Here is a 21914-nt window from a genome sequence, read left to right as displayed (position 1 = left end):
GAGCGGTTATGGCCGTTTAATCGCACGATTAAACGGAGAGGAAGCATGAGCGCACGACAAGGGCCGCTGAACGGCATCAAGGTTATCGAACTGGCCGGGATCGGCCCTGGCCCCTATGCAGGGCAATTGCTGGCAGACATGGGCGCGGATGTAATCGTTGTTGATCGTCCCGGCCCCGCTTTGCCAAAGGCGGTGGATGGTCGTGGCAAGCGATCGATCATGCTCGATCTCAAAAAGCCCGAAGCGGTTGAAGCGCTTTTGAAGTTGGTTTCCGGTGCCGATGTGCTGATCGAAGGTCTGCGTCCCGGCGTTACCGAGCGGATGGGTGTAGGCCCCGAAGCCTGCCACGCCGTCAATCCGAAACTGATCTATGGCCGCATGACCGGCTGGGGTCAGACTGGTCCCTGGAGCCAGATGGCAGGCCATGACATCAACTATATCAGCATGACCGGCGTCTTGAACGCGATCGGCAAGGCAGGACAGCCGCCAGTGCCGCCACTCAACATGGTGGGCGATTTCGGTGGCGGGACAATGTTCCTCGTCACCGGCATCCTCGCAGCTCTTGTCGAGCGTATGACAACGGGCAAGGGCAATATCGTCGACGCCGCGATCATTGACGGCACGCACAGCTTGATGAGCTTTGTTCACGGCATGGCGGGGCTTGGCCAGTGGCGCACTGACCGTGAAGCCAATCTCCTTGACGGAGCAGCACCCTTCTACCGCTGTTATGGAACCAGTGACGGCAAGTTTATGGCGGTTGGCTGCATCGAACCGCAATTTTTTGCCGCGATGATGGAGCGCCTCCCCATCGACAAGGAAGCCTTTGGTGGCCAGCACGACCAGTCGAAATGGGCACAGCAGCACAAGATGCTGGAGGACGTATTTGCCTCAAAGTCTCGCGATGAGTGGGAGGCCACCTTCGCATTGACTGATGCCTGTGTCACGCCAGTGCTCGATTATGTCGAGGCGGCATCGCACCCCGCCAATGCCGAACGCAAGGCGGTGGTGAAGGACGGCAAATGGCTGCACCCGCAAATTGCCCCACGCCTGTCGAGCCAGACCCAGGCGGATAACTTTACGATTGCCTCGCGTGGCGGAGACTATGCGGCTGTGCTGGGTGAGGCGGGTCTTGCCGCTGGAGACATTGAAACGCTGGTTTCTGGTGGCGCTGTCGTCACCGGCTAAGATCACTGCCCGAGGCAAAGAAAAGGGCCGGCCTCCATATGGAGACCGGCCCTTTCTATTATGTGTTGTCTATCAGAACTTGGTGCGCACGGTCAGGCCGTACATGCGGGGTTCTTCGACGAAACCAATGCGCGAGCGGGTGCCTGCACCACCGCGGAGCGGAGTGTTGGCGGTGACGCCGCGGGTGATTTCGTTCGACAGGTTGGTGCCCCAGATTTCAAAGGTGAAACGCTCGCTGGGATCGGTAAAACCGATACGCGCATTCATCTTGAAATAGGCATTCTGGTAATCGAGCGGCACCGGCAGACCGTTGGTATCCAAAGGAATGGTGCCGGTGCGACGCTTGCTCGAATAGTTGATGTTGCCGTTGACCAGCAGGCCCCAACCCGAGCTATCAAGCGGACCGTCATAGGTCAGCCCCATAACACCCGAGAATTTGGGCGCGTTGGTCAGGCTGCCACCGCAGAGACGGGCAACCGCATCCGCTGCGGCCGGTGCAACGCCGACTCCGCAGTTGTTGGGATAACGCGAATCTGCATAGGTCGCTGCGAAGTTGCCGGTGATATAATCGCTGAGATTGCCGAATACTTCGAGTTCAACGCCCGTCGACTTCGCAGAGGCAACATTGAAGGTGAGGAACTGGATGCCGGTAAATTCCAGCACCTGGAAGTCGCTCATCTTCATGTCGAACACGGCAAGGTTTGCCTTGAAGCGACCGAGAGTCGCTTTCACACCGACTTCGATCTGATCAACCTTTTCCGATTCAAACGACGGATCGGCATATTGCGGAGCGACAATGACCGGAACCGGCTGGGCGAGACCAGCAAGGATCGCAGACGAGTTCAGCAGGTTCGCAGAGGTGGCATCAAGGTTGAAGCCGCCCGATTTGAAGCCGTGGCTGTAACCGCCGTAAAGCAGGATATCGTCGGTCGCCTTGAAACCAAGCTGCGCCGTGTAGGTGATTTCATCGTCCTTGAACGTCTGCGCCCATTCACGTGGCAATGGCAGCAAGCGGCTTGCAAGACCGCCGCCCAAGGCTGCCGGTGCGGTCAGGTTGACCGGAGCGACAAACGGGAAGCAGTTCAGGCCAACCAGACCCGGTGCCAATGCGCCAGGGACCAATCCATTCAGGACTCCCGTAACACTTGCCTGGCAAGCAGCATTGGATGCCGACAACTGGTCGAAGCTCGCTACCTTCTTCTCGTCGACATAGCGGGCACCGAAGGTCAAGCTCAACCGGTCGGTGAAGTTGATCACATTGTGTGTGAATACCGAAAATGTGGTGGCTTCCTGATCGAACAGGTTGACCGCATTTGCCCCATTGGCGTTGACTGGAATACCACCATTGCCGAGCGCTGTCAGCGCGAACAGCGGGTTCACACCAGCGAGATTGCCGAAGTTAAAGGCGCTGTTGGCACGCTGGAAGTCTGCACCGAGTGTCATGACACCCTGTGCCTGAATGTCTTCCTTGCCGTAGAAACCACCGATTAGCCAATCAAGCTTGTCGTTAAACGCGGTGCCCTGCAAGCGCAGTTCCTGCGTAAAGGCCTTGATATTGTCGCCATTAGGCGGCGTGCCCGGTGCAGCGGTGATACCCTTGGTGCCGACCGAGTAAATCTGCAGGCCGACAAAATCGTCCTGGCTCGATTGCGACTTGAAATCGCGATAGGCAGTGATCGAGGTCAGCTTTGCGCCGCCAAAATCCCATTTCAGTTCACCCGAAACGCCCCATTGCTTGGAACTGTTCAGGAACTGTTGCGCATTGGTCGACAGATTTTGCAAAGCAGTCGGTCCGAACTGGTCGACGCCATCGCTGGTTAGACCATGGAAAGCAAAGAATGGCTGCAGCTCCGTTTCACGCACGATAACGGCATCGCAGCATTTTTCGTCGACCTTCGAATAGTCGGCTAGGATGCGGATGCTGACATCTGAATTGGGTTCAACATAAAGCTGGCCACGTAGCATGTAGCGATCACGGTCGTTGCTGGTAGCGCCGGTTGCGCTTTTCAGGAAGCCATCGCGCTTGCGCCATGTGCCCGATACACGGACGGCGGCTACATCCTGTGCAATCGGAACGCTGACGCCCGCTTGCACATTCATGAAGTCGTAATTGCCGTAAGAGGCGTTGGCAAAGCCTTCGAACTCGCTCAGGCTCGGGCGACGCGTTGTAATGTTCAATGCACCTGCCGAGGTATTACGACCGAACAGCGTGCCCTGCGGGCCGCGCAGAATTTCGAGACGCTCAAGATCAACAAGATCGCCGAGGGCAACGCCCGGCCGCGACTGATAGACGCCGTCGATGAACACGCCGACCGAGCTTTCAAGACCGGTGTTGTTGCCGGTTGTGCCGACACCGCGGATCTTGATCGAGGTGCCCTGGGTTTCGGTCTGCGAGGATTGGATGTTGAAGCTCGGCGAAATCGAAGCCAGGTTCTTGATGTCGGCAACACCCTGACGCTCCAGCGTTTCGGGGGCGACAGCGGTCACTGCAAGAGGAATGTCCTGTACATCCATCGCGCGCAGCGTTGCGGTAACGATGATGGGTTCATTTTCATAGGTTTCTTCTTCAGCCTGCGCGTCCTGCGCATAAGCTGGCGCGAAACCGAATGTCGCGAGCATGGTTGAACTGAGTGCAATTGCACTGAGTCGATTCAATCGACGCATGTACCTCTCCTTAGTTTACGTAAACTGTGCCTGCCGTATGCCGGTCTGGGCGTTCGAATTTGCTTCCTTGGCGGATTCTCCCGGGGATAACTGGAAACAGTGTGCCTTCTAAGCTGCGGATTTCCCATGTCCACAGCTTTAATCGTCCGATTAAACTTTGTTTTTTGCTGTGGCATTTATGCAGCATCTGGCTAAACCCTCGACGCATGTTTGACCGACCGACGATTATCGATGAAGGCTTTGCCAAGCGCGTGCTCTCAGGCGACTTGCCCACATCGCGCAGCAACCAGAATTTCCACGTACCGCCCGCGCACCAACTGGTCGATCTGTTCGATAGCCAGATCATGTCGCGACATCTCGACCTTTGGGCAAGGCGTTCAAAAGGAAAGACATTCTATTCGATTGGCAGTTCGGGGCATGAAGGCACAGCTGCGATGGCGGCAACCACGCGCCAGACCGATATGGCTTTTCTGCACTATCGCGACGCGGCCTTCCTGATCCAGCGCAAGAAGCAGGCGGGTGGGCTGACCCCGCTTTACGACATGGCGCTCAGCTTTGCGGCTTCTGCCGAAGACCCTATTTCGGGCGGGCGACACAAGGTGCTCGGTTGTGCGCAGACCTTCGTTCCCCCGCAGACCAGCACCATTGCTTCGCATTTGCCAAAGGCCGTTGGCGCGGCACACAGCATCGGCATGGCGCAACGGTTGAAACTGGAAGATGCCGCGCTGCCCCACGACGCCGTTATCCTCTGCTCGTTCGGCGATGCTTCGGCGAACCATTCGACTTCACAGGGTGCGATCAACTCGGCTTGCTGGGCCGCCTATCAGCATCTGCCCATGCCGCTGATTTTCCTGTGCGAAGATAATGGCATCGGCATTTCCGTGCGCACCCCTGGTGGCTGGGTGGAGGCAAATTTCGCGCACCGCCCTGCCTTGCATTACATCCAGTGCGACGGGGTCGACATGCTCGATGCGCTGCGCGGTTGCGAAGAGGCCGTTACTTATGCGCGCAGCCGCCGCAAGCCGGTTTTCCTGCACATGCGCACCGTCCGCCTGATGGGGCATGCAGGGGCGGACGTGGAGGCGAGCTATTCGGCATTGGAGGCAATCGAGGCCAATGAGGCGCAGGATCCGCTGCTCCACAGCGCGCGTATATTGCTGCAGCATGGCGGGCTGAGCCGTGAGGAGATTGTCGGGCGCTATGAGGAGATGCGTCAGCGGGTTGAACGGGTCGCGGCCGAAGCGCTGACCAAACCGCGCCTGTCGACCAATGACGAGATCATGGCGCCGATTGCGCCCAAGGTGGGTAGCAAAGATTCGCCAGCACTGCCGGAAGTTGCGGCACGCGACGCCCTGTTCGCCAAGGATGCGCGAAATCTTGCCAAGCCGGTGACGCTGGCGAAATCGATCAACTTCGCGCTGGCGGATGTGATGCAACGCTATCCCAATGTCTCGCTTTTCGGTGAAGATGTTGCGCGAAAGGGTGGCGTCTATGGCGTGACCCAAGGGTTGCAGGATAAATTCGGCCCGGCGCGGGTGTTCGATACCCTGCTCGACGAACAGACGATCTTGGGCCTCGCAATCGGCATGGGACACAATGGTTTCGTGCCGATCCCCGAAATCCAGTTCCTCGCCTATCTGCACAATGCCGAAGACCAGATCCGGGGTGAAGCAGCCACGCTCAGCTTCTTTTCAAACCAGCAATATCGCAATCCGATGGTCGTGCGCATCGCCGGACTTCCCTATCAAAAAGGCTTTGGCGGCCATTTCCACAACGACAATAGTCTTGCGGTGCTGACCGATATACCGGGTATTATCCTGGCGGTGCCGAGTTGTGCCGCCGATGCGCCCGCTATGCTGCGCGAATGCGTACGGCTGGCGCATGAAGACGGCCGCGTTATTGTCTTTGTCGAACCGATTGCGCTCTATCACACCACCGATCTGGCCGGGGCGGGCGATGGCGGCTGGGCGGCGAACTACACAGCCCCGGCAGAGGCAAAACCGATCGCGCTGGGCGAACTGGGCGTGCATGGCGCAGGCAAAGATCTGGCCATCATCACTTATGGCAATGGCTATTACCTCTCGCGACAGGCAGAATCGGAACTGCGCGCCAAGGGCGTAGACCTGCGCATCATCGACTTGCGCTGGCTGCACCCGCTCAACGAAGCGGGGATTGTCGGGGCGGTGGCGTCGGCGAAGAAGATCCTCGTGGTCGATGAATGCCGCCGCGCGGGTAGCCCGTCGGAAAAGCTGATGACTATTCTCGCGGAAGCAGGCCGGGGCAATGACGCCAGCCGTTTGACTGCTGATGACTGTTTCATCGCATTGGGCCCGGCGGCGGAACTGACCTTGCCGAGCAAGGCGTCTATCATCGAAGCAGCGCTGAAAGCGGTGGGCAAATGAAGGAAAAACTGCTCGTCGTCTGCCCTGGACGCGGAACCTATAATGCAACCGAACTCGGCTATCTGAAACGTCATCATGATGCTGGGGGCGCGCAAGTTGCGCAGCTCGATGCGTATCGCGCAGCGCTCGGTCAGCCGACGATTTCGGCGCTCGATGGTGCTGAGAAGTATAGCTCGTCACTACATATGCCCGGCGATAATGCTTCGCTACTGATATACGCCTGTGCACTCGCCGACTTTGCCGCGATTGATCGGGACCGGTTTGAGGTCGTCGCCGTCACCGGTAATTCGATGGGCTGGTATCTCGCGCTCAGTTGCGCCGGCGTGGTCGATTTTGACGCTGGTGCGCGGCTGGTCAACACCATGGGCGGCCTGATGCATGAAAAGGGGCAGGGCGGTCAGGTCGTCTGGTCGCTGGCCGACGCTGACTGGCGTATCGACCCGGCCAAGGCTGCTGAGGCTGATGCGGTACTTGCCGAAGCCACACAAGATGGTCGCGCGGTGCATGTTTCGATCCGGCTTGGCGCTATGATTGTTTTTGCTGCCGACGAAGCGGGCATGAAATGGCTGATGGAGCGGTTGCCTAAGGATGACCGTTTTCCGATGAAGCTCAACTATCATGCGGCATTCCATTCGCCTTTGCTCGACCATATTGTCCCGCTCGCCCACTCGGCGAACCCGGTTGCGGATTTTGGTGAGGGCACCATTCCTGCCATCGATGGCACCGGCAAGATCTGGTCCCCAAAGGCGTTCGATACGGATGCAATCTATAATTACACGCTTGGTGCACAGATCAACCGCACCTATGATTTCACCCGCGCGGTTCAGGTTGCTGCGCGCGAATTCTGCCCTGATCGTATCGCGGTGCTAGGCCCCGGCACCACTTTGGGTGCCCCGGTTGCGCAGGCGCTGATCGCCTGCGGCTGGCGCGGACTGAAGGGCAAGGCTGATTTCCAGCAGCGACAGGCATCTGACCCAATCCTTGTTTCGATGGGGATGGCGGACCAGCGCGGCGTGGTGACTGCTTAAGGCATCGCGTTACATACGAATAAACCGCCTCTTCCCCTCCTAGCCATTTGACATCGCTGCTATATGGTTGTCGAAGGCGCGCGACCATGCGGCTGGGAGAAGGACATTTATGAGCCAGCATAGCGAAACCCTTTTGCTGTTCGGCGCGACTGGCGATCTGTCGCGGCGGATGCTGCTGCCTTCGCTATATGCACTGCATTCGGACGAATTAATTGCGCCGAATTTGCGAATCTTCGGTACTGCCCGCAGCGAGCATGATGACGAAAGTTTCCGCGCCTTCGCCAGAGAAGCTTTGTGCGAATTCTTGCCAGATGATCGCAAGGATGAGGGCAAGATCGACGCCTTCCTCACGCGGCTGCATTATCAGGCGCTCGACGCGTCCAAGCCTGAGGGCTTTGCTGCCCTCGCCGAAAAGATTGATGACATTTCGGGTGGACTTTCGATCTTCCTGTCTACTGCGCCCTTCTTGTTTGAACCCACCATCAAAGGGCTGCATGCGGCGGGACTGGCCGGGGACAATGTGCGTATCGGCCTTGAAAAACCGCTTGGAAACGATCTCGCCTCAAGTCGTTCGATCAACGATGCCGTCAACGCGGTATTCCCCGAAAGCCGCACCTTCCGCATCGACCATTATCTCGGCAAGGAAACCGTACAGAACCTGATGGCGCTGCGCTTTGGCAACATGCTGTTCGAGCCGTTGTGGAATGCCAATGCTATTGAGCATGTGCAGATCACCGTCAGTGAGACGGTAGGGCTTGAAGGGCGTGCTGGCTTTTACGACGATACCGGTGCGCTGCGCGACATGGTGCAAAACCATATGCTGCAACTGGTGGCGCTGACCGCGATGGAGCCACCTGCAAATCTCGACTCAACCGCAATTCGTGACGAAAAAGTCAAAGTGCTGCGCGCCTTGCGTGCGGTTCAGGAAGGCGATGTCGTCACAGGCCAATATGGTGACGGTGCCGTCAAGGGCGCGCCTGTGACCAGTTATGACAGCGACCTGGGCAAGCCTTCGGACACCGAAACCTTTGTCGCGATCAAGGCCTATGTTGACAATTGGCGCTGGCAGGGTGTGCCATTCTATCTGCGCACCGGCAAACGCCTCGCCGAACGGCGCAGCGAGATCGTGATCCAGTTCAAGCCGGTGCCGCATAATATCTTCAAGGATCGCGGTGGTCGGCTGGAGGCGAACGCGCTGATCATCCGCTTGCAGCCCGAAGAATATGTCCGCCTGCTGGTGATGGCGAAGGAGCCGGGGCTTGATCGTGGCGGAGTAACGCTGCGCGAAGTGCCGCTCGACCTGTCATTGACCACCGCCTTTGCCGGATCGCGCCGCCGCATTGCTTATGAACGGCTTCTGCTTGACCTGATCGAGGGCGACCAGACGCTCTTTGTGCGTCGCGACGAGGTGGAGGCGCAATGGACCTGGGTCGATGCTATTCGGAAGCTTTGGGCCGATACTGGCCTCAAGCCCAAAAATTACGGCGCAGGAGGATGGGGCCCTAATGCAGCAATTGCGCTAGTCGAGCGCGATGGAGTGAGCTGGCATGAATAAGCTCCATCCGGTCGTCGAAGCCGTTACCAACCGCATCATCGAAAGGTCGAAACCGGGGCGCACCGCTTATCTCGACCTCATCGCCCGTGCGCGCGACGCAGGCGTGAACCGGCCGACATTGTCGTGCGGGAATCTGGCGCATGGTTTCGCGGCTAGCGGTGATGACAAAGCCGCGATCCGTGGCGGCAAGACGATGAATATCGGCATCATCACCGCCTATAATGACATGTTGTCGGCGCATCAGCCCTATGGTCGCTACCCCGAACAGATCAAATTGTGGGCGCGCGAAAAGGGCGCGACTGCACAAGTCGCAGGCGGCGTTCCGGCGATGTGCGACGGGGTGACGCAGGGCCAACTGTCGATGGAATTGTCGCTGTTCAGCCGTGACAATATCGCCATGGGTGCAGCCATCGGTCTCAGCCACGGGATGTTCGAAGGCGCGCTGTTGCTGGGGCTGTGCGACAAGATTGTCCCCGGCCTGCTGATCGGTGCGCTACGTTTCGGCCATCTGCCGATGATCCTGATTCCAGCAGGACCGATGCCGTCTGGCCTTGCCAACAAGGAAAAACAGCGCGTTCGTCAGTTGTTTGCGGAAGGCAAGGTCGGGCGTGAAGAACTGCTCGAAGCCGAAGCCGCATCCTATCATGGCGCGGGCACCTGCACCTTTTATGGCACCGCCAATTCGAACCAGATGATGATGGAGATGATGGGGCTCCACATGCCCGGCTCCAGCTTCTGCAATCCCGGCACCAAGCTGCGGCAGGAACTGACCCGTGCGGCCACACACCGAATTACCGAGATTGGGTGGGAAGGCGATGACTATCGTCCATTCGGTCAATGCGTCGACGAGAAAGCGATCGTCAACGCCATCGTTGGACTGCTGGCAACCGGCGGATCGACCAACCATGTGCTGCATCTCCCCGCGATAGCGCGGGCGGCTGGCATAATTGTCGACTGGCAGGATATGGACGAGCTGTCGTCGGTCGTACCTTTGATTGCGCGCGTTTATCCCAATGGCGCGGGCGATGTGAACTATTTCGCGGCCGCTGGCGGCATGCCCTTTGTGATCCGCGAACTGGTCGAGGCCGGTCTTGCGCATGATGACATCATGACCGTCTATGGTGACGGGTTGTCGGCAGGTGCGCAGGAACCGCGCATGGATGGAGAAACGCTGGTCTGGGATGCGGCACCCGCGCAGTCCGGTGACGACAGCATCTTGCGCGGTGTGTCCGATCCATTCCGGGCCGATGGCGGCATGCGTCTTGTGAAAGGCAATCTCGGGCGCGGCACTTTCAAGACCAGCGCGGTCGATGAAGCGCGCTGGACGATTGAGGCACCGGCGCGGGTATTCAGTGACCAGAATGAAGTCCTTACCGCATTCAAGGCTGGCGAGCTCGATCGCGATGTCGTCGTTGTCGTTCGCTTCCAGGGGCCGGCGGCCAATGGCATGCCCGAGCTGCACAAGCTGACACCCGCACTCGGCGTGCTGCAAGACAAGGGTTTCAAGGTCGCGCTTGTTACCGATGGTCGCATGTCGGGCGCATCGGGCAAGGTGCCTGCCGCGATCCATATCAGCCCCGAGGCATCGAAGGGCGGTCCGCTGGCAAAACTGCGCGATGGCGATGTCGTCCGCCTTTGTGCCAATCGGGGCAGCCTTGAGGCGTTGGTCGACAAAGACGAATGGGAGGCCCGCGAACCCGCCAAGCAGCCACCTGCCGAACCGGGCGTGGGCCGCGAACTTTTTGCCATTATGCGCCATTTTGCCGATGAGGCCGAAAAGGGCGGATCGGCGATGCTGGCGGAGGCGGGACTATGACCCGGTTGGTCACCGTCGACATTGGCGGCACGCATGCCCGCTTCGCGCTCGCCGAGGTAGCAGAGGGCAGGGTGGTCTCGCTCGGTGAGCCCGTCACCATGAAAACCGCCGAACATGCGTCGTTCCAGACGGCGTGGGAAGCGTTTGACGAGATGATCGACGAACCGATCCCGCAGGCTGTTGCCATCGCAATCGCTGGCCCGATCAACGCCGAGGTGATCAAATTCACCAACAATCCGTGGATCATCCGCCCCGCGCTGATCAAGGAAAAGCTTAAGGTTGACGCCTATACACTGGTCAATGATTTCGAGGCGGTCGGCCACGCCGTGGCACAGGCCGATGCCGGTCACTTCGTGCATCTTTGCGGCCCCGACCAGCCTTTGGGCGCTACTGGGACTTTGTCGATCATCGGCCCCGGAACCGGACTCGGCGTCGCGCATGTATTGCGTACAGGCATTGCCTATCATGTGCAGGCGACCGAAGGCGGGCATATCGATTTCGCTCCGCTCGACAGCATCGAAGATGCCATCCTCGCAAAGCTCCGCAAACGCTACCGCCGCGTTTCGGTTGAGCGGGTGGTGTCGGGCCCCGGCCTTGTCGAAATCTATGAGACGCTGGCGAGTATCGAAGGCAGGGCGATCCAGCAACTCGACGACAAGGAATTGTGGACGCTCGGCACGTCGGGCGAAGACAGCCTTGCGGCGGCCGCCGTCGATCGCTTCTGCCTCTCGCTGGGCAGCGTTGCTGGTGATATAGCGTTGGCGCAGGGCGGCTTTGCTGGGGTTGTGATTGCAGGTGGGCTTGGCCTGCGTATCAAGGACACATTGCTGCGTTCGGGCTTTGCAGAGCGTTTTCGCGCAAAGGGACGCTTCGAAGGATTGATGGCAGGCCTGCCGGTCAAATTGATCACCCATCCCCAGCCCGGCCTGTTCGGGGCAGCGGCGGCCTTTGCCCGCCAGCATGGATAAGGACACCCAATGAAACCTATCGAAGCCATCATGCGCACCGCGCCGGTGATCCCTGTATTGGTGATCGAGGATGTGGCCCATGCCAAGCCGATTGCCGAGGCGTTGGTGGCGGGTGGCCTGCGCGTCCTTGAAGTGACGCTACGAACCGAAGCGGGTCTTGACGCTATCCGTGAGATGAAGAAAGTTCCCGGTGCTATTGTCGGCGCCGGTACTGTTGTTGACGTCGCAGGGCTCGAAAGCGCCATTGCAGCGGGAAGCGAATTCATCGTTTCCCCAGGCCTTACAGAAAAGCTGGGTGCTGCCGCCGTCGCGAAGGGCATTCCATTCCTTCCCGGCGTCGCCAATGCAGGCGATATTATGCGCGGCTTCGACCTTGGCCTGACGCATTTCAAATTCTTCCCTGCCGAAGCGAATGGCGGCCTGCCTGCGCTCAAATCGCTGATCGGGCCGTTCGGGCAGTGCAAATTCTGCCCCACAGGCGGCATCCGGCAAGACACTGCGGCCGACTGGCTCGCGGTTCCAGAGATTTTATGTGTTGGCGGCAGCTGGCTTGTTGCTAAAGGAGCCCCCGATGTCGCAGCGATAGAGGCTGCGGCGCGCGCAGCCGCTGCGCTGGCGCGCTAAGCCAAAGGAAAAGGTACATGGCCGAAGAAATCGAGTGGTGGGAATTTGATTCGGCAGAAGAATTCATCGACGGTGTCGTTGGCGACGTAACCTTCATCATCGAAAGCGCACTTGATGCGCGCGGGCAGGCGCTGGTTGCCTTTCCCGGCGGCAATACGCCCAAGCCCATTCTCGAAAAGCTTGCCGAAGCGCCGCTGCGCTGGAAGGGTGTAACGATCATCCCGACCGACGAACGACTGGTGCCGGTCAGCGATCCACTTTCGAATGTCGCGATGCTGGCAAAGATTTTCTTGCCCAAGGGCGCGCGTGTATTGCCGCTGAACAGCGAAGCCGCCGACTACAAACTTGCCGGCGGTGCTGCCAATGCGCGCCTGTCTGACCTGCATTGGCCGCCAGATCTGGTCTGGCTCGGCATGGGCGGAGACGGGCATACCGCATCAATTTTCCCGGGCCCCGATTTTGAAGAGGCGATGAACCCGGCCAAGGGCGTTCGTGCTATAGGCGTGCGTCCCGATCCGTTACCTCCCGAGGCACCTGTTGATCGCGTCACGCTGACGGTTCCAGCGATTGTTGAGGCGCGCACAACGATGTTGGTCATCAATGGTGCTGAAAAGCAGCAGGTGCTGGAGCAGGCGATAGAAGATGGCAAGAAATCAGCTTATCCGGTCGGGCGTTTAATCGACGCACTGACTGTGCCAGTCGATATATATTGCCTAAACGGTTGAGGCGTCAAATTCTGCGCAGAGGGGCCTTGGGCGCGAGCGCCTGATTGTTCAACTTTCGCAGATAATGCGGGATGTTGTCGTCGTTGCTGTTGCCGCCGATTTGCTGCCGCGCCGCTTTCGGGTCGATCGGATAATCGAAAGCTATGCCGCAGCGTGATTCGGCGACCCACGCGACTTTCCCGGTCACCCAACCCAAATTCTTCAGATTAACTTCTACGGCCTCGCCGCGAATCGCCTGCACCGGCGCCTCTGCCATCAAGCCACCCGAAGACACATTCCTCACGCGCACCTCGCCCTGTGTTCCGCTCGACGGGAAACGCAAAACTGCCTTCATAAACAAGCTATTACGGTCTTGTGTCCGCGACTTGTCAGTGGCGTTTTCAGTTTCCATGGGATCAACCGGTTTGTTCATGGCGCCTTTTCGGGTGCTATATTTGGTGACAGTAAAACTCTCGCTATCAACAATTGGTCGCCAATTGGTTAATGCATCGTTCGGAAATTGAACGAAAAAGGGCGGAAACCAAATGGTTCCCGCCCCGTTTTCTTCAGACGTCTGATCCGGTCGGATCAGGCGAACCTGACGGATTAGCCGTCGAGTTCGTTGTTCACGTCGTTGAAGGTGTTCGACAGGTTGTCGCCGAGGCTCGACATCGCAGCAATTGCAGCGACAGCGATCAGAGCGGCAATCAGGCCGTATTCGATGGCGGTTGCGCCTTCTTCATTCTTGAAAAGTTTTTTGATCATTTTCATCTCAGGTCTCCTGTTCAACTATTCACCCTGGCAGCCAGATAAAATTCCAACTGTCACTGAACTGATAAAACAGACTCTCCTACCAAATCGTTAACCTGGCGATTAATCGCTGGCGTCGGTAATGTCGTTCGAAACGCCATTCCACATATTGGTAGTGGAGTCTGCGACATTGCTGAGCGAAGCCATGATGGCTATCACCAGCAATGACAGTATCAGTCCATATTCCACTGCCGTCGCGCCCATTTGGCAACTTGCGATGCCTCGAAATAGCTTCAACATGATTTGGTCCTGTCATGTCATGGTTACGACGCTCGCGTTTTTCCACAGAGGCGTTAACAAAAACTTTCCAACGGAAGAGAAGTTGAAAAAAAATCCGACAATGTTGATTGTGGTTGCTGTCGCTTTGCTCCGTCCTGATGGGCGAATTCTGCTGCAAAAACGGCCGGAAGGCCGCGATATGGCTGGTCTTTGGGAATTTCCGGGCGGCAAGCTGGAAGAGGGCGAGCAGGCGGAGGCGGCGCTGGCCAGAGAGCTGGCGGAGGAGCTCGACATTCATGTTGAACCGCAAAATTTGCTGCCTGCCTGCTTTGCGAGTGCCGCGATCGGAAGCAAGGATCTGCTGCTATTGCTCTACACTTGCCGCATTTGGGAAAAACTTCCCCGATCTGTTGAAGGGCAGGAATTGGGCTGGTTCACTCTATCCCAGATGGAGGATTTGGAAATGCCGCCGGCGGATATACCCTTGCTCGGGCTGTTACAGCGGATTTTAAGGCCGTAAATTCTTATCCGATTTGTCAAAGATTGCTGCGAGCGAGACCTGGCCACTGCCGCGGGCTGCAGGCTTGGGTTGATCCGGCGAGGGAGCCCAGCCGCTGAGGTGCAGAAACTCGAAACGTTCTGGAACCTTTCCGTCAGCATTCTGCAACGAAGACCACGCCGCATCCAGTCGCTCTGCATAAGCCCGCCCCAGAAAAGGTCTCGGACCTGCAAGGCTGTTACCGATCCCGGCGTCGCGAAGGTCGGCAATCAAAGTTCGCCAATCACGATAAAACACTTCGGTTTCAAGCTTATCCGCAACCTGCATGGTAAAGCCGGCGCGCGCGAGCAGGTCGGCCGCAGTGCGCAGCTCGATCTGCGGGTGAACATGGGCAGTGGCCCGGTTGCCGTCGGCCAGCATCATCGCTCTTTTCAGACTTGCGAGTGTACCTGCCCCGAACAGCACGCCGAGAAACAAACCGTCCGGTCGTAATGCCCTGCGTATTTGGACCATTGCGCCGGGCAGGTCGTTGATGCTGTCGAGCGTGCCTGCCGATATTATGAGGTCGAAACTGCCTGGATCAACCCCGAGCCGATCTTCCTCGGTAAAAGGCAGCGAGACCGATTCGACGGCCTTTCCGCTCAAAATGGACCCAGATTGCTCGGCAAGTGGACCCAATATCAGCGCCCTTTCGAACTGACGCGTGGTGCAGTTGAGCCGATCGTTCAAGTCATCGGCCAGAACCTCCCAAAGAAAATGTCCGGCTCCCTTTCGATGTGCGCCACGTTGACGCATGGCGAGGCGGCGGCGGCGGTCAAAAATTTCCGGAGGTGTGGCAGGGCTCATCTCACGCCTTGTGCCCTGCGCAATTATAGCCGACAAGTGGGATATGCAGGCTTTGACGCTTCCTCTGAAGACGATTGTCGATTTCGCTCTGCCGCCGCGTTGCCCAGCATGCGGCATCTTAACGACCGATGCGCACCAATTTTGCCTGCAATGCTGGCAACAGCTCAACTTCCTATCCCAACCCGCCTGCGCAACATGTGATTTGCCCCTGCCATTTGCCGGAGAAGAAGCGGTGCAATGCGCCGCGTGTATGGCGCAAATGCCGCGTCATTCGGGCATCAAGGCGGCTGTGGCCTATGGCGATATTTCGCGCGAGATCGCGCTGAAGCTGAAACATGGCGGTAAGATAGGTCTTGCGCGGCTGATTGCGGGCCAGTTGCGCCGCTATACCGCAGATCTGCCCGATGACGCGATATTGGTGCCAGTGCCCTTGCATTGGACACGCCTCTGGCGACGACGCTATAACCAGTCCGCGCTGATTGCCCAGGAATTGTCGCGCTTATCCAGCCTCGAACACTGCCCCGATGCGTTACGGCGAACGCGGCGTACGCAGGCGCTTGGCGGATTGTCCGCACGTGAACGAGCGGCGATGGTCAAAGGTGCCTTTGCCATGCACGAGCGGCAAAAAGCGAAGATTGCCGGAAAGCCGGTGATACTGGTCGACGATGTCTATACGAGCGGTGCCACCACGGACGCTTGTGTCGCTACGCTGCTGAAGTCCGGCGCCGCAAGCGTTACGATTTTCTGCTGGGCCAGGGTGCTGCCCGAGGCGTTGGAAACCGGTGGTTCGGCCTAAACGCCTACTTGACTAGCAGCCCGGGCCCACCCACATAAAATTCATGAGCGCTCATGTTGAAATCTTCACGAAATTTGCCTGCCCGTTTTGTTATCGGGCGAAGGCGCTGCTTGATGCCAAAGGGGTCGCTTATATTGAACGCGATGCCAGTGGCGGTCCGGCGCGCGAAGATATGCTTGCCCGTTCGAACGGACGGACAACGGTTCCGCAAATCTTCATCGACGGCCATCATGTCGGAGGCTGTGATGATCTGATGGCGCTCGACGCATCCGGCAAACTTGACCCTATGCTGGCGGGGCATTGACGGCATGATTGCCTATGATCTCGTTTGCAAGGCAGGCGAACATCGTTTTGAAGGCTGGTTCGGTTCTTCGTCCGACTTTGACGACCAAAAGTCGAAAGGGCTTTTGGCATGCCCCGTGTGCGGCGATGCGGAAGTAGGCAAGGCGGTTATGGCGCCCAATGTTGGCCGCAAGGGTAATCAACAGCCTAGCGTCCGGAAAAGCGACGACGGGGCTGAGGCTGTTGCGCTTGCCAATATGCCCGAAATGCCTCCAGAAATGGTCGAAATGATCGGTAAAGTCGCCGAAATGCAGGCCAGAATGCTGGAAAAATCGGATTGGGTCGGGGATCGTTTTGCCGATGAGGCACGGGCAATCCATTATGGCGACGCACCAGATCGCATCATACATGGAAACGCGACTATTGATGACGCCCGCGAGCTGCATGACGAGGGTATATCGGTCGCCCCCTTACCGTTGCCCTTCGTCCCGCCCGAAGCCAAAAATTGACGCTTCAAACGGGCGCGGCTAAGGCGAAGGCGGCGCACCCGTAGCTCAGCAGGATAGAGCATCAGATTCCTAATCTGGGGGCCACAGGTTCGAATCCTGTCGGGTGCACCAGCCTGCAGACGCCATTTTGGCGTCGGAAGGTTGGTATACTCGACCTTGGAGCCGGAGCTATCGGAGTCGGAGCCGCACAAGCGGCGGAGACGTCCGGAGCGCGAGCGCAGGACAATCCTGTCGGGTGCACCAGCCTGCAGACGCTGCATAAAAAGAAAGCCCGCCACGGCGGTGCCGGGCGGGCTCTCTGGGAAATTTTGAAAGCTTACTTCGTAGCTTCCTTGGCGGCATCGCCGGCAGCCTTGGCAGCATCGCCTGCCTTTTCGGCGGCATTACCGGCTGCTGCAGCGGCGTCCCCGGCAGCATCCTTCATTTCTTCGCCTGCCTTGGCAGCAGCGTCACCAGCGGCATCGGCTGCGCCTTCGGCGGCATCAACTGCTTCTTCAGCAGCCGCATCAACAGCTTCACCGGTTGCTTCTACAGCTTCGCCGGTTTCTTCCGCAGCCTGTTCAGCTTCCTGGGTGCCGCAGGCAGCGAGCGGGGCAAGCAAAATCGCAGCGACCGCTACTTTGGTGAATTTTTTCATGCAACTTTCCTCCCCGGATGAATTCCGGAAGGGACAAGCTAATGCAGCATGCTTTGGCGATGCAAGCAGAATTCGCGCGGCATCGCCAATTTGCTTTATGTTACAGGCAGGCTTCCAGATAGGGTTGGTCGAACCCGAACTGACGGGCCTTTTCCAGCGTATAAGGCCGGACACTGCCCGAAACGAATTCACCGATGATTTTTCCATCGGCGTCCTCATCGCGATACTCGAATTTGAACAGATCCTGCGTCACGATGACATCGCCTTCCATCCCGATAACTTCGGTGATCTGGGTCGTGCGACGTGAACCATCGCGTAGGCGCTTCACCTGCACAATCAGGTCGACCGAGTCGGCGATCTGCTTCGAGATTGCTTCCTTCGGGATTTTGATGTCACCCATCAAAATCATATTTTCCATACGACCAAGGCATTCGCGCGGACTGTTCGAGTGGAGCGTACACATTGAGCCATCGTGACCCGTGTTCATCGCGGCGAGAAGATCGAAACATTCCGCCCCACGAATTTCGCCGAGGATGATGCGGTCAGGGCGCATACGCAGGGCGTTCTTCACAAGATCACCAATGGTGATCGCACCATCGCCCTCAAGGTTTGGCGGGCGAGTTTCAAGCGGCAGCCAGTGAGGCTGCTGCAAGCGAAGTTCGGCCGCGTCTTCGATCGTCAACACGCGCTCGCCTGGATCGATCATTTTCGACAGGGCATTGAGCATGGTCGTTTTTCCCGAACCCGTACCGCCGGAGATGACGATGTTCATGCGGCAGGCACCAGCAATTTTCAGAACCGTTGCCATATGCTCGCTCATCGAGCCGAAGCCTTTGAGCATGTCGATGGTGATCGGCTTTTCCGAGAATTTACGAATCGAGATCGCGGTACCACGCAGCGACAATGGCGGTACGATGACGTTAACACGGCTGCCGTCCTTCAAACGGGCGTCTGCAAGCGGCGTGGTCTGGTCAACGCGGCGGCCAACCTGGTTCACGATTCGCTGGGCAATCTGGAACAGATGTTCTTCATCGCGGAACTGGATACCGGCAAGTTGCAGCTTACCCTTTTTTTCCACATAGGTCTGGAACGGGCCGTTGACCATGATGTCCGAAATGTCGGGATCGTTCAGCAATTCTTCGAGCGGACCGAAGCCGAGCAGTTCGTCGACCAGAACCTTTTCGAGGGCAAATTGCTCGCGACGGTTCAGCGTCAGTTTGAGTTCGGCGAGAACCTCCAGAATGATTGGCCGAAATTCCTCGGTCAATTCCTCCTTGTTCAGCGTCGCCGCCGCTTCGGGATCAACGCGTTCGAGCAAGCGCGGAAGCACCTGCTCCTTGATCTTGTGCACCGATGCCTCAAAACCTTCGCCGCCGGCGGCAGGTTCGTTCGTGCCCGCCGCACGTTCGGCCAAGCGCGACATTGCGTCGCTCATCGGCGTCGACGCGACATTCATGTCGAGCGCGTCGATAGGTGGGAATTGCTCGCCGCCCGCAGACGGTACCTGCGGCGCGCCCTGGTCCGGACGATAGGCTGCAGGCGCAGCGGGAGGGTTGTTCGATGCAGCGCCTGAACCGCCGGACATGGGGCGGGCGACGCCGAACGCAGGTCGACTGTTGTTCAATCCCGGTCGTTTGCCAAATGCGCTCACTGGAACCCCATATGCTGTTGCAAGTCTGTGTTGACCGCGTTGCTATCGTGAAATGGTGAATAAATGGGTAATGACAGCCAACTGGCCATGCGAAGACGACTGAACTTGCTGCTTGAAGGAAAGCTACCGACCGCTAAGGCCTAGCCAATTGCGGCATTTAATTTTGCCGTTTCAAGCAGCGGTTTCAGGGTATCAGATGCGTCATTCTTCCGGATTCACACTCGCACTTGCGGGCTTTGCCCTGCTGACTTGTGGCGACGCCATCATCAAGTCGATGGCTGGATTATGGCCAGCCACTGCGATAGCAGCCCTGCGCTTTTCCATCGCCGTTCCGCTGCTGGCCAGCTTTGTTGTGGCTTCGCAGGGCAGGGCGGCTCTCCGGGTAGGTAAGCCCCTGATCCAGCTGGGTCGGGGCATCTCGATTGCGGCATCATCATGCTTGTTCTTCTTCAGCCTTTTTCTGCTGCCACTGGCCGAGGCGACGGCGATCGTGTTCGCCAGCCCTATCATTACTGCGCTGCTATCCGCCCTTTTTCTCCGCGAACATATGCGCCCGATTGCATGGGCGGCGACATTCCTCGCATTGACCGGTGTTGCGATGGTCCTGCGGCCCAACCTGGCTGAATTGGGCATAGTGGCGTTCTTGCCATTGGTTGCGGCATTTTTCTTCGCGACAATGATGATCCTGAACCGGTTGGCGGCGGGGTCGGGATCTCCCATGGCGCTTCAATGGGCGCTCGCAACCGTTGCCGCGCCGATATTGCTGATAGTTGCCTTTGCGGGGAATATATCGGGCGTGGAGCAATTGAGCGTCGGTTGGCCGCATTGGTCGGTCGTCATGCGTTGCGCCATTGTTGCTATCACTGCCAGCACTGCGCATTGGTTGATCTATCTAGGAACAACTCGGGGAACCGCTGCAGACGCAGCGCAGGCGGTTTACATCCAGTTGCCGGTCGCCCTTTTGATCGATGCCTTGCTGTTCAGACATTTCCCGGATGCGCTTGCGCTGGGTGGCTCATTGCTGATCATTTGCGCGGGCTTGATTATGTGGCAAAATCAACGGCGGATGTCAGGAGCTGCGACAAAATGAAGATCATGCTGGGCATTGTTTTGGCCTTATCGCCCGTGGCAGTTTTCGCCGAACCGTCGGTTCAGGACATGCCTGGCTGGATGACCGGAGCCTGGGAAAAAATCGACGGCGCAAAATGGGCCGACGAATTCTGGACCCCGCCCCGCGGAGGCATCATGATTGGGTCCAGTCGTTCGGGTAATGGTAATCAGCTCGGTTTTTGGGAGCATATGCGCATCATGCGCGAATCCGATGGGCAATTGGCTTTCTGGGCCATTGCGGCCGATCAGAAACCAGTGCGGTTCGCTGCGGTGAAGTCTGCAGCGAGCGAAATTGTCTTTGAAAATGCGCAGCACGACTATCCACAACGCATCCGCTATTGGCGCAACGCGAAAGCATTGATGGCAGAAATTTCGCTGCTAGATGGCAGCAGGGTTGTGAAGTTTAGCTTTGACCCAATGGGCGGCAGCTAAAAGGCTTCCTGAAAAATTGGCTTAACCCAGCTTTTCAGCCAAAATCGTCAGGCCGTTTTCGTTGACCTCTGCCACGCCACCATCAAGTGCGATGGTTTCGGGCGCGGAACCCTGGCTCTTGTAGATCGCTACCTCGCCTGCGCGCAGCGTCGAGACCATTGGGCTATGCCCTTCAAGCACGCCGAAATCGCCCTCTGTACCGGGGACGGTGACCATATAGACCTCTTCCGAGCGGACGAGGCGTTCCGGGGTGACGAGTTCGAAGTGGAGTGGCATCATTCAATCCTTGGTGAAACCGACCGTAGCAATGACTATTGGCATACCTTTTTCACCTGGAGGCGATGCTGCGATCGAAACGCGAAAATTTGCGCTGTCTATGGTCTTTGACTTGAAAACTTCCACGATAATCGGGCCTTGGGGACCACTGCTCAATGGATCGAACTCAAACTCAAAGTTAGAACTGCTAATTTCATTTTTTGCTGCTTTCACGAGACTTGCCAAGTGAGGGCCAAAGGAAGTCACAATACATTGATTGCTCTTAGGATACTGCATCGCAGTGAATTTTTGGTCTCCGTCAGCAGCCATAAAGACAACTGGTTTTCCTTTGACGGGGTGTTGCAAGCGCAGCTCCTGATCAGGCGTAGCTCGTCTGAAACCGGATGCATGAAGACCGACATTTCCCTCTAACTGGGAAACACCGAGCGCCACTGCAGAGCACTCCTTAAATACGGTATCTACAAACAGTGCAGATGCCGATTGTGCATCAGCGAAGACTGGTGTCGAGAATACCAACACTGAAATCAGACATAGCAGCTTGACCAAGGTTTTAGGCGGTCGCAACATCTATAGTTACTCAAGCCGCTTCAGCAGCCAGTTTCTTGCCCTTTTCGACGGCTTCGTCGATGCCGCCAACCATGTAGAAGGCTGCTTCGGGCAGGTGGTCATATTCGCCGTCGACAACAGCCTTGAACGACTTCACCGTGTCTTCGATCTGCACGAACTTGCCGGCGATGCCGGTGAAGACTTCGGCAACGTGGAACGGTTGCGACAGGAAGCGCTGGATCTTGCGCGCGCGGCTGACGACCAGCTTGTCGTCTTCTGACAGCTCGTCCATGCCGAGGATCGCGATGATGTCCTGCAGCGACTTGTACTTCTGCAGCGTTTCCTGAACGCGGCG

At 57.8% G+C, this 21914-nt stretch carries 23 protein-coding genes, 1 tRNA gene and 2 pseudogenes; 16 read left to right on the top strand and 10 right to left on the bottom strand.

What is annotated here, in order from left to right:
- Window positions 1-45 precede the first annotated feature (45 nt).
- Window positions 46-1185 (top strand): CaiB/BaiF CoA-transferase family protein, encoded by a 1140-nt coding sequence (locus tag PKC81_RS08370; protein ID WP_324334998.1) that lies wholly within the window; start codon window positions 46-48, stop codon window positions 1183-1185.
- A gap of 72 nt (window positions 1186-1257) precedes the next feature.
- On the opposite strand, the gene PKC81_RS08365 is transcribed toward PKC81_RS08370, so the two are convergent.
- A complete protein-coding gene (locus PKC81_RS08365; protein ID WP_324334996.1) occupies window positions 1258-3849 on the bottom strand; it encodes a TonB-dependent receptor in 2592 nt (863 codons plus the stop codon).
- 206 nt (window positions 3850-4055) lie between these two features.
- Here PKC81_RS08365 and PKC81_RS08360 point away from each other — a divergent pair, with 206 nt between their 5' ends.
- The 7 genes from PKC81_RS08360 to pgl all read left to right on the top strand — a co-directional run bounded on the left by PKC81_RS08360 (window position 4056) and on the right by pgl (window position 12967).
- Window positions 4056-6251, top strand: coding sequence for a thiamine pyrophosphate-dependent enzyme (locus tag PKC81_RS08360; protein ID WP_324334994.1), 2196 nt, complete (start codon window positions 4056-4058; stop codon window positions 6249-6251).
- A complete protein-coding gene (locus tag PKC81_RS08355; RefSeq protein WP_324334992.1) occupies window positions 6248-7279 on the top strand; it encodes an ACP S-malonyltransferase in 1032 nt (343 codons plus the stop codon). Before PKC81_RS08360 ends, PKC81_RS08355 begins: the two co-directional genes overlap by 4 nt.
- 109 nt (window positions 7280-7388) lie before the next feature.
- Window positions 7389-8834, top strand: coding sequence for a glucose-6-phosphate dehydrogenase (zwf, locus tag PKC81_RS08350; RefSeq protein WP_324334990.1), 1446 nt, complete (start codon window positions 7389-7391; stop codon window positions 8832-8834).
- Window positions 8827-10650: a phosphogluconate dehydratase gene (gene edd / locus PKC81_RS08345; RefSeq protein ID WP_324334988.1), complete on the top strand. Its 1824-nt coding sequence runs from the start codon at window positions 8827-8829 to the stop codon at window positions 10648-10650. The genes zwf and edd overlap by 8 nt, the downstream gene beginning before the upstream one ends.
- The gene (glk, locus tag PKC81_RS08340) at window positions 10647-11618 is read left to right on the top strand and encodes a glucokinase (protein WP_324334986.1); all 972 of its coding nucleotides are present in this window, start codon (window positions 10647-10649) and stop codon (window positions 11616-11618) included. The genes edd and glk overlap by 4 nt, the downstream gene beginning before the upstream one ends.
- Window positions 11619-11627: 9 nt before the next feature.
- Window positions 11628-12242, top strand: a complete 615-nt coding sequence (eda, locus tag PKC81_RS08335) for a bifunctional 4-hydroxy-2-oxoglutarate aldolase/2-dehydro-3-deoxy-phosphogluconate aldolase (protein ID WP_324334984.1) — start codon at window positions 11628-11630, stop codon at window positions 12240-12242.
- Between the two features lie 17 nt (window positions 12243-12259).
- Window positions 12260-12967, top strand: a complete 708-nt coding sequence (pgl, locus tag PKC81_RS08330) for a 6-phosphogluconolactonase (protein WP_324334982.1) — start codon at window positions 12260-12262, stop codon at window positions 12965-12967.
- Between the two features lie 4 nt (window positions 12968-12971).
- Here pgl and PKC81_RS08325 read toward each other — a convergent pair whose 3' ends face one another.
- The 3 genes from PKC81_RS08325 to PKC81_RS08315 form a co-directional block, all read right to left on the bottom strand.
- Window positions 12972-13379 (bottom strand): PilZ domain-containing protein, encoded by a 408-nt coding sequence (locus PKC81_RS08325; protein ID WP_324334981.1) that lies wholly within the window; start codon window positions 13377-13379, stop codon window positions 12972-12974.
- Between the two features lie 173 nt (window positions 13380-13552).
- On the bottom strand, window positions 13553-13717 hold the full coding sequence (locus PKC81_RS08320) for a Flp family type IVb pilin (protein ID WP_298597596.1): 165 nt from the start codon (window positions 13715-13717) through the stop codon (window positions 13553-13555).
- Window positions 13718-13819: 102 nt separating this feature from the next.
- Window positions 13820-13960, bottom strand: a complete 141-nt coding sequence (locus PKC81_RS08315) for a Flp family type IVb pilin (protein WP_324334977.1) — start codon at window positions 13958-13960, stop codon at window positions 13820-13822.
- 136 nt (window positions 13961-14096) lie between these two features.
- On the opposite strand from PKC81_RS08315, the gene PKC81_RS08310 reads away from it, so the two are divergent.
- Entirely contained in the window at window positions 14097-14495 is a 399-nt protein-coding gene (locus PKC81_RS08310; protein ID WP_324335049.1) for an NUDIX domain-containing protein, read from the top strand.
- Here the strand turns inward: PKC81_RS08310 and PKC81_RS08305 are convergent.
- Window positions 14484-15320 (bottom strand): methyltransferase domain-containing protein, encoded by an 837-nt coding sequence (locus PKC81_RS08305; RefSeq protein WP_324334975.1) that lies wholly within the window; start codon window positions 15318-15320, stop codon window positions 14484-14486. The genes PKC81_RS08310 and PKC81_RS08305 overlap by 12 nt on opposite strands.
- Here PKC81_RS08305 and PKC81_RS08300 point away from each other — a divergent pair.
- The 5 genes and pseudogenes from PKC81_RS08300 to PKC81_RS08280 form a co-directional block, all read left to right on the top strand.
- Window positions 15268-15561: pseudogene (locus PKC81_RS08300) on the top strand (double zinc ribbon domain-containing protein); the annotation flags it as partial. The gene PKC81_RS08305 and the pseudogene PKC81_RS08300 overlap by 53 nt on opposite strands.
- Before the next feature lie 9 nt (window positions 15562-15570).
- Window positions 15571-16116, top strand: a complete 546-nt coding sequence (locus PKC81_RS08295; protein WP_324335051.1) for a ComF family protein — start codon at window positions 15571-15573, stop codon at window positions 16114-16116.
- A 43-nt stretch (window positions 16117-16159) separates the two neighbouring features.
- Window positions 16160-16420: a glutaredoxin 3 gene (grxC, locus tag PKC81_RS08290; RefSeq protein WP_324334973.1), complete on the top strand. Its 261-nt coding sequence runs from the start codon at window positions 16160-16162 to the stop codon at window positions 16418-16420.
- A 4-nt stretch (window positions 16421-16424) separates the two neighbouring features.
- Window positions 16425-16907 carry a DUF1178 family protein gene (locus PKC81_RS08285; protein ID WP_324334971.1) on the top strand — a complete coding sequence of 161 codons (483 nt, stop codon included), beginning with the start codon at window positions 16425-16427 and terminating at the stop codon, window positions 16905-16907.
- Window positions 16908-16941: 34 nt separating this feature from the next.
- Window positions 16942-17018: transfer RNA gene (locus PKC81_RS08280), tRNA-Arg, on the top strand.
- Between the two features lie 205 nt (window positions 17019-17223).
- Here the strand turns inward: PKC81_RS08280 and PKC81_RS08275 are convergent.
- Together PKC81_RS08275 and PKC81_RS08270 are read right to left on the bottom strand one after the other, a co-directional pair.
- Window positions 17224-17544 carry a hypothetical protein gene (locus PKC81_RS08275; RefSeq protein ID WP_324334969.1) on the bottom strand — a complete coding sequence of 107 codons (321 nt, stop codon included), beginning with the start codon at window positions 17542-17544 and terminating at the stop codon, window positions 17224-17226.
- A 100-nt stretch (window positions 17545-17644) separates the two neighbouring features.
- A complete protein-coding gene (locus PKC81_RS08270; protein ID WP_324334967.1) occupies window positions 17645-19195 on the bottom strand; it encodes a CpaF family protein in 1551 nt (516 codons plus the stop codon).
- 196 nt (window positions 19196-19391) lie between these two features.
- On the opposite strand from PKC81_RS08270, the gene PKC81_RS08265 reads away from it, so the two are divergent.
- Together PKC81_RS08265 and PKC81_RS08260 are read left to right on the top strand one after the other, a co-directional pair.
- Window positions 19392-20285: a DMT family transporter gene (locus tag PKC81_RS08265; RefSeq protein ID WP_324334965.1), complete on the top strand. Its 894-nt coding sequence runs from the start codon at window positions 19392-19394 to the stop codon at window positions 20283-20285.
- Window positions 20282-20737 carry a DUF6265 family protein gene (locus PKC81_RS08260; protein ID WP_324334963.1) on the top strand — a complete coding sequence of 152 codons (456 nt, stop codon included), beginning with the start codon at window positions 20282-20284 and terminating at the stop codon, window positions 20735-20737. The genes PKC81_RS08265 and PKC81_RS08260 overlap by 4 nt, the downstream gene beginning before the upstream one ends.
- A 21-nt stretch (window positions 20738-20758) precedes the next feature.
- Here PKC81_RS08260 and PKC81_RS08255 read toward each other — a convergent pair whose 3' ends face one another.
- The 3 genes and pseudogenes from PKC81_RS08255 to PKC81_RS08245 form a co-directional block, all read right to left on the bottom strand.
- Window positions 20759-21013, bottom strand: coding sequence for an ATP synthase F1 subunit epsilon (locus PKC81_RS08255; RefSeq protein ID WP_324335047.1), 255 nt, complete (start codon window positions 21011-21013; stop codon window positions 20759-20761).
- Window positions 21014-21016: 3 nt separating this feature from the next.
- Window positions 21017-21559, bottom strand: a complete 543-nt coding sequence (locus PKC81_RS08250) for a hypothetical protein (RefSeq protein ID WP_324334961.1) — start codon at window positions 21557-21559, stop codon at window positions 21017-21019.
- A gap of 31 nt (window positions 21560-21590) precedes the next feature.
- Window positions 21591-21914: pseudogene (locus PKC81_RS08245) on the bottom strand (F0F1 ATP synthase subunit beta); the annotation flags it as partial.

This window comes from Sphingorhabdus sp. (assembly GCF_035329025.1).
Classification (GTDB): Bacteria; Pseudomonadota; Alphaproteobacteria; order Sphingomonadales; family Sphingomonadaceae; genus Sphingorhabdus_B.
The sequence above is the reverse complement of the archived record's forward strand: the minus strand, read 5'-3'. Positions and strand labels throughout refer to the sequence as shown.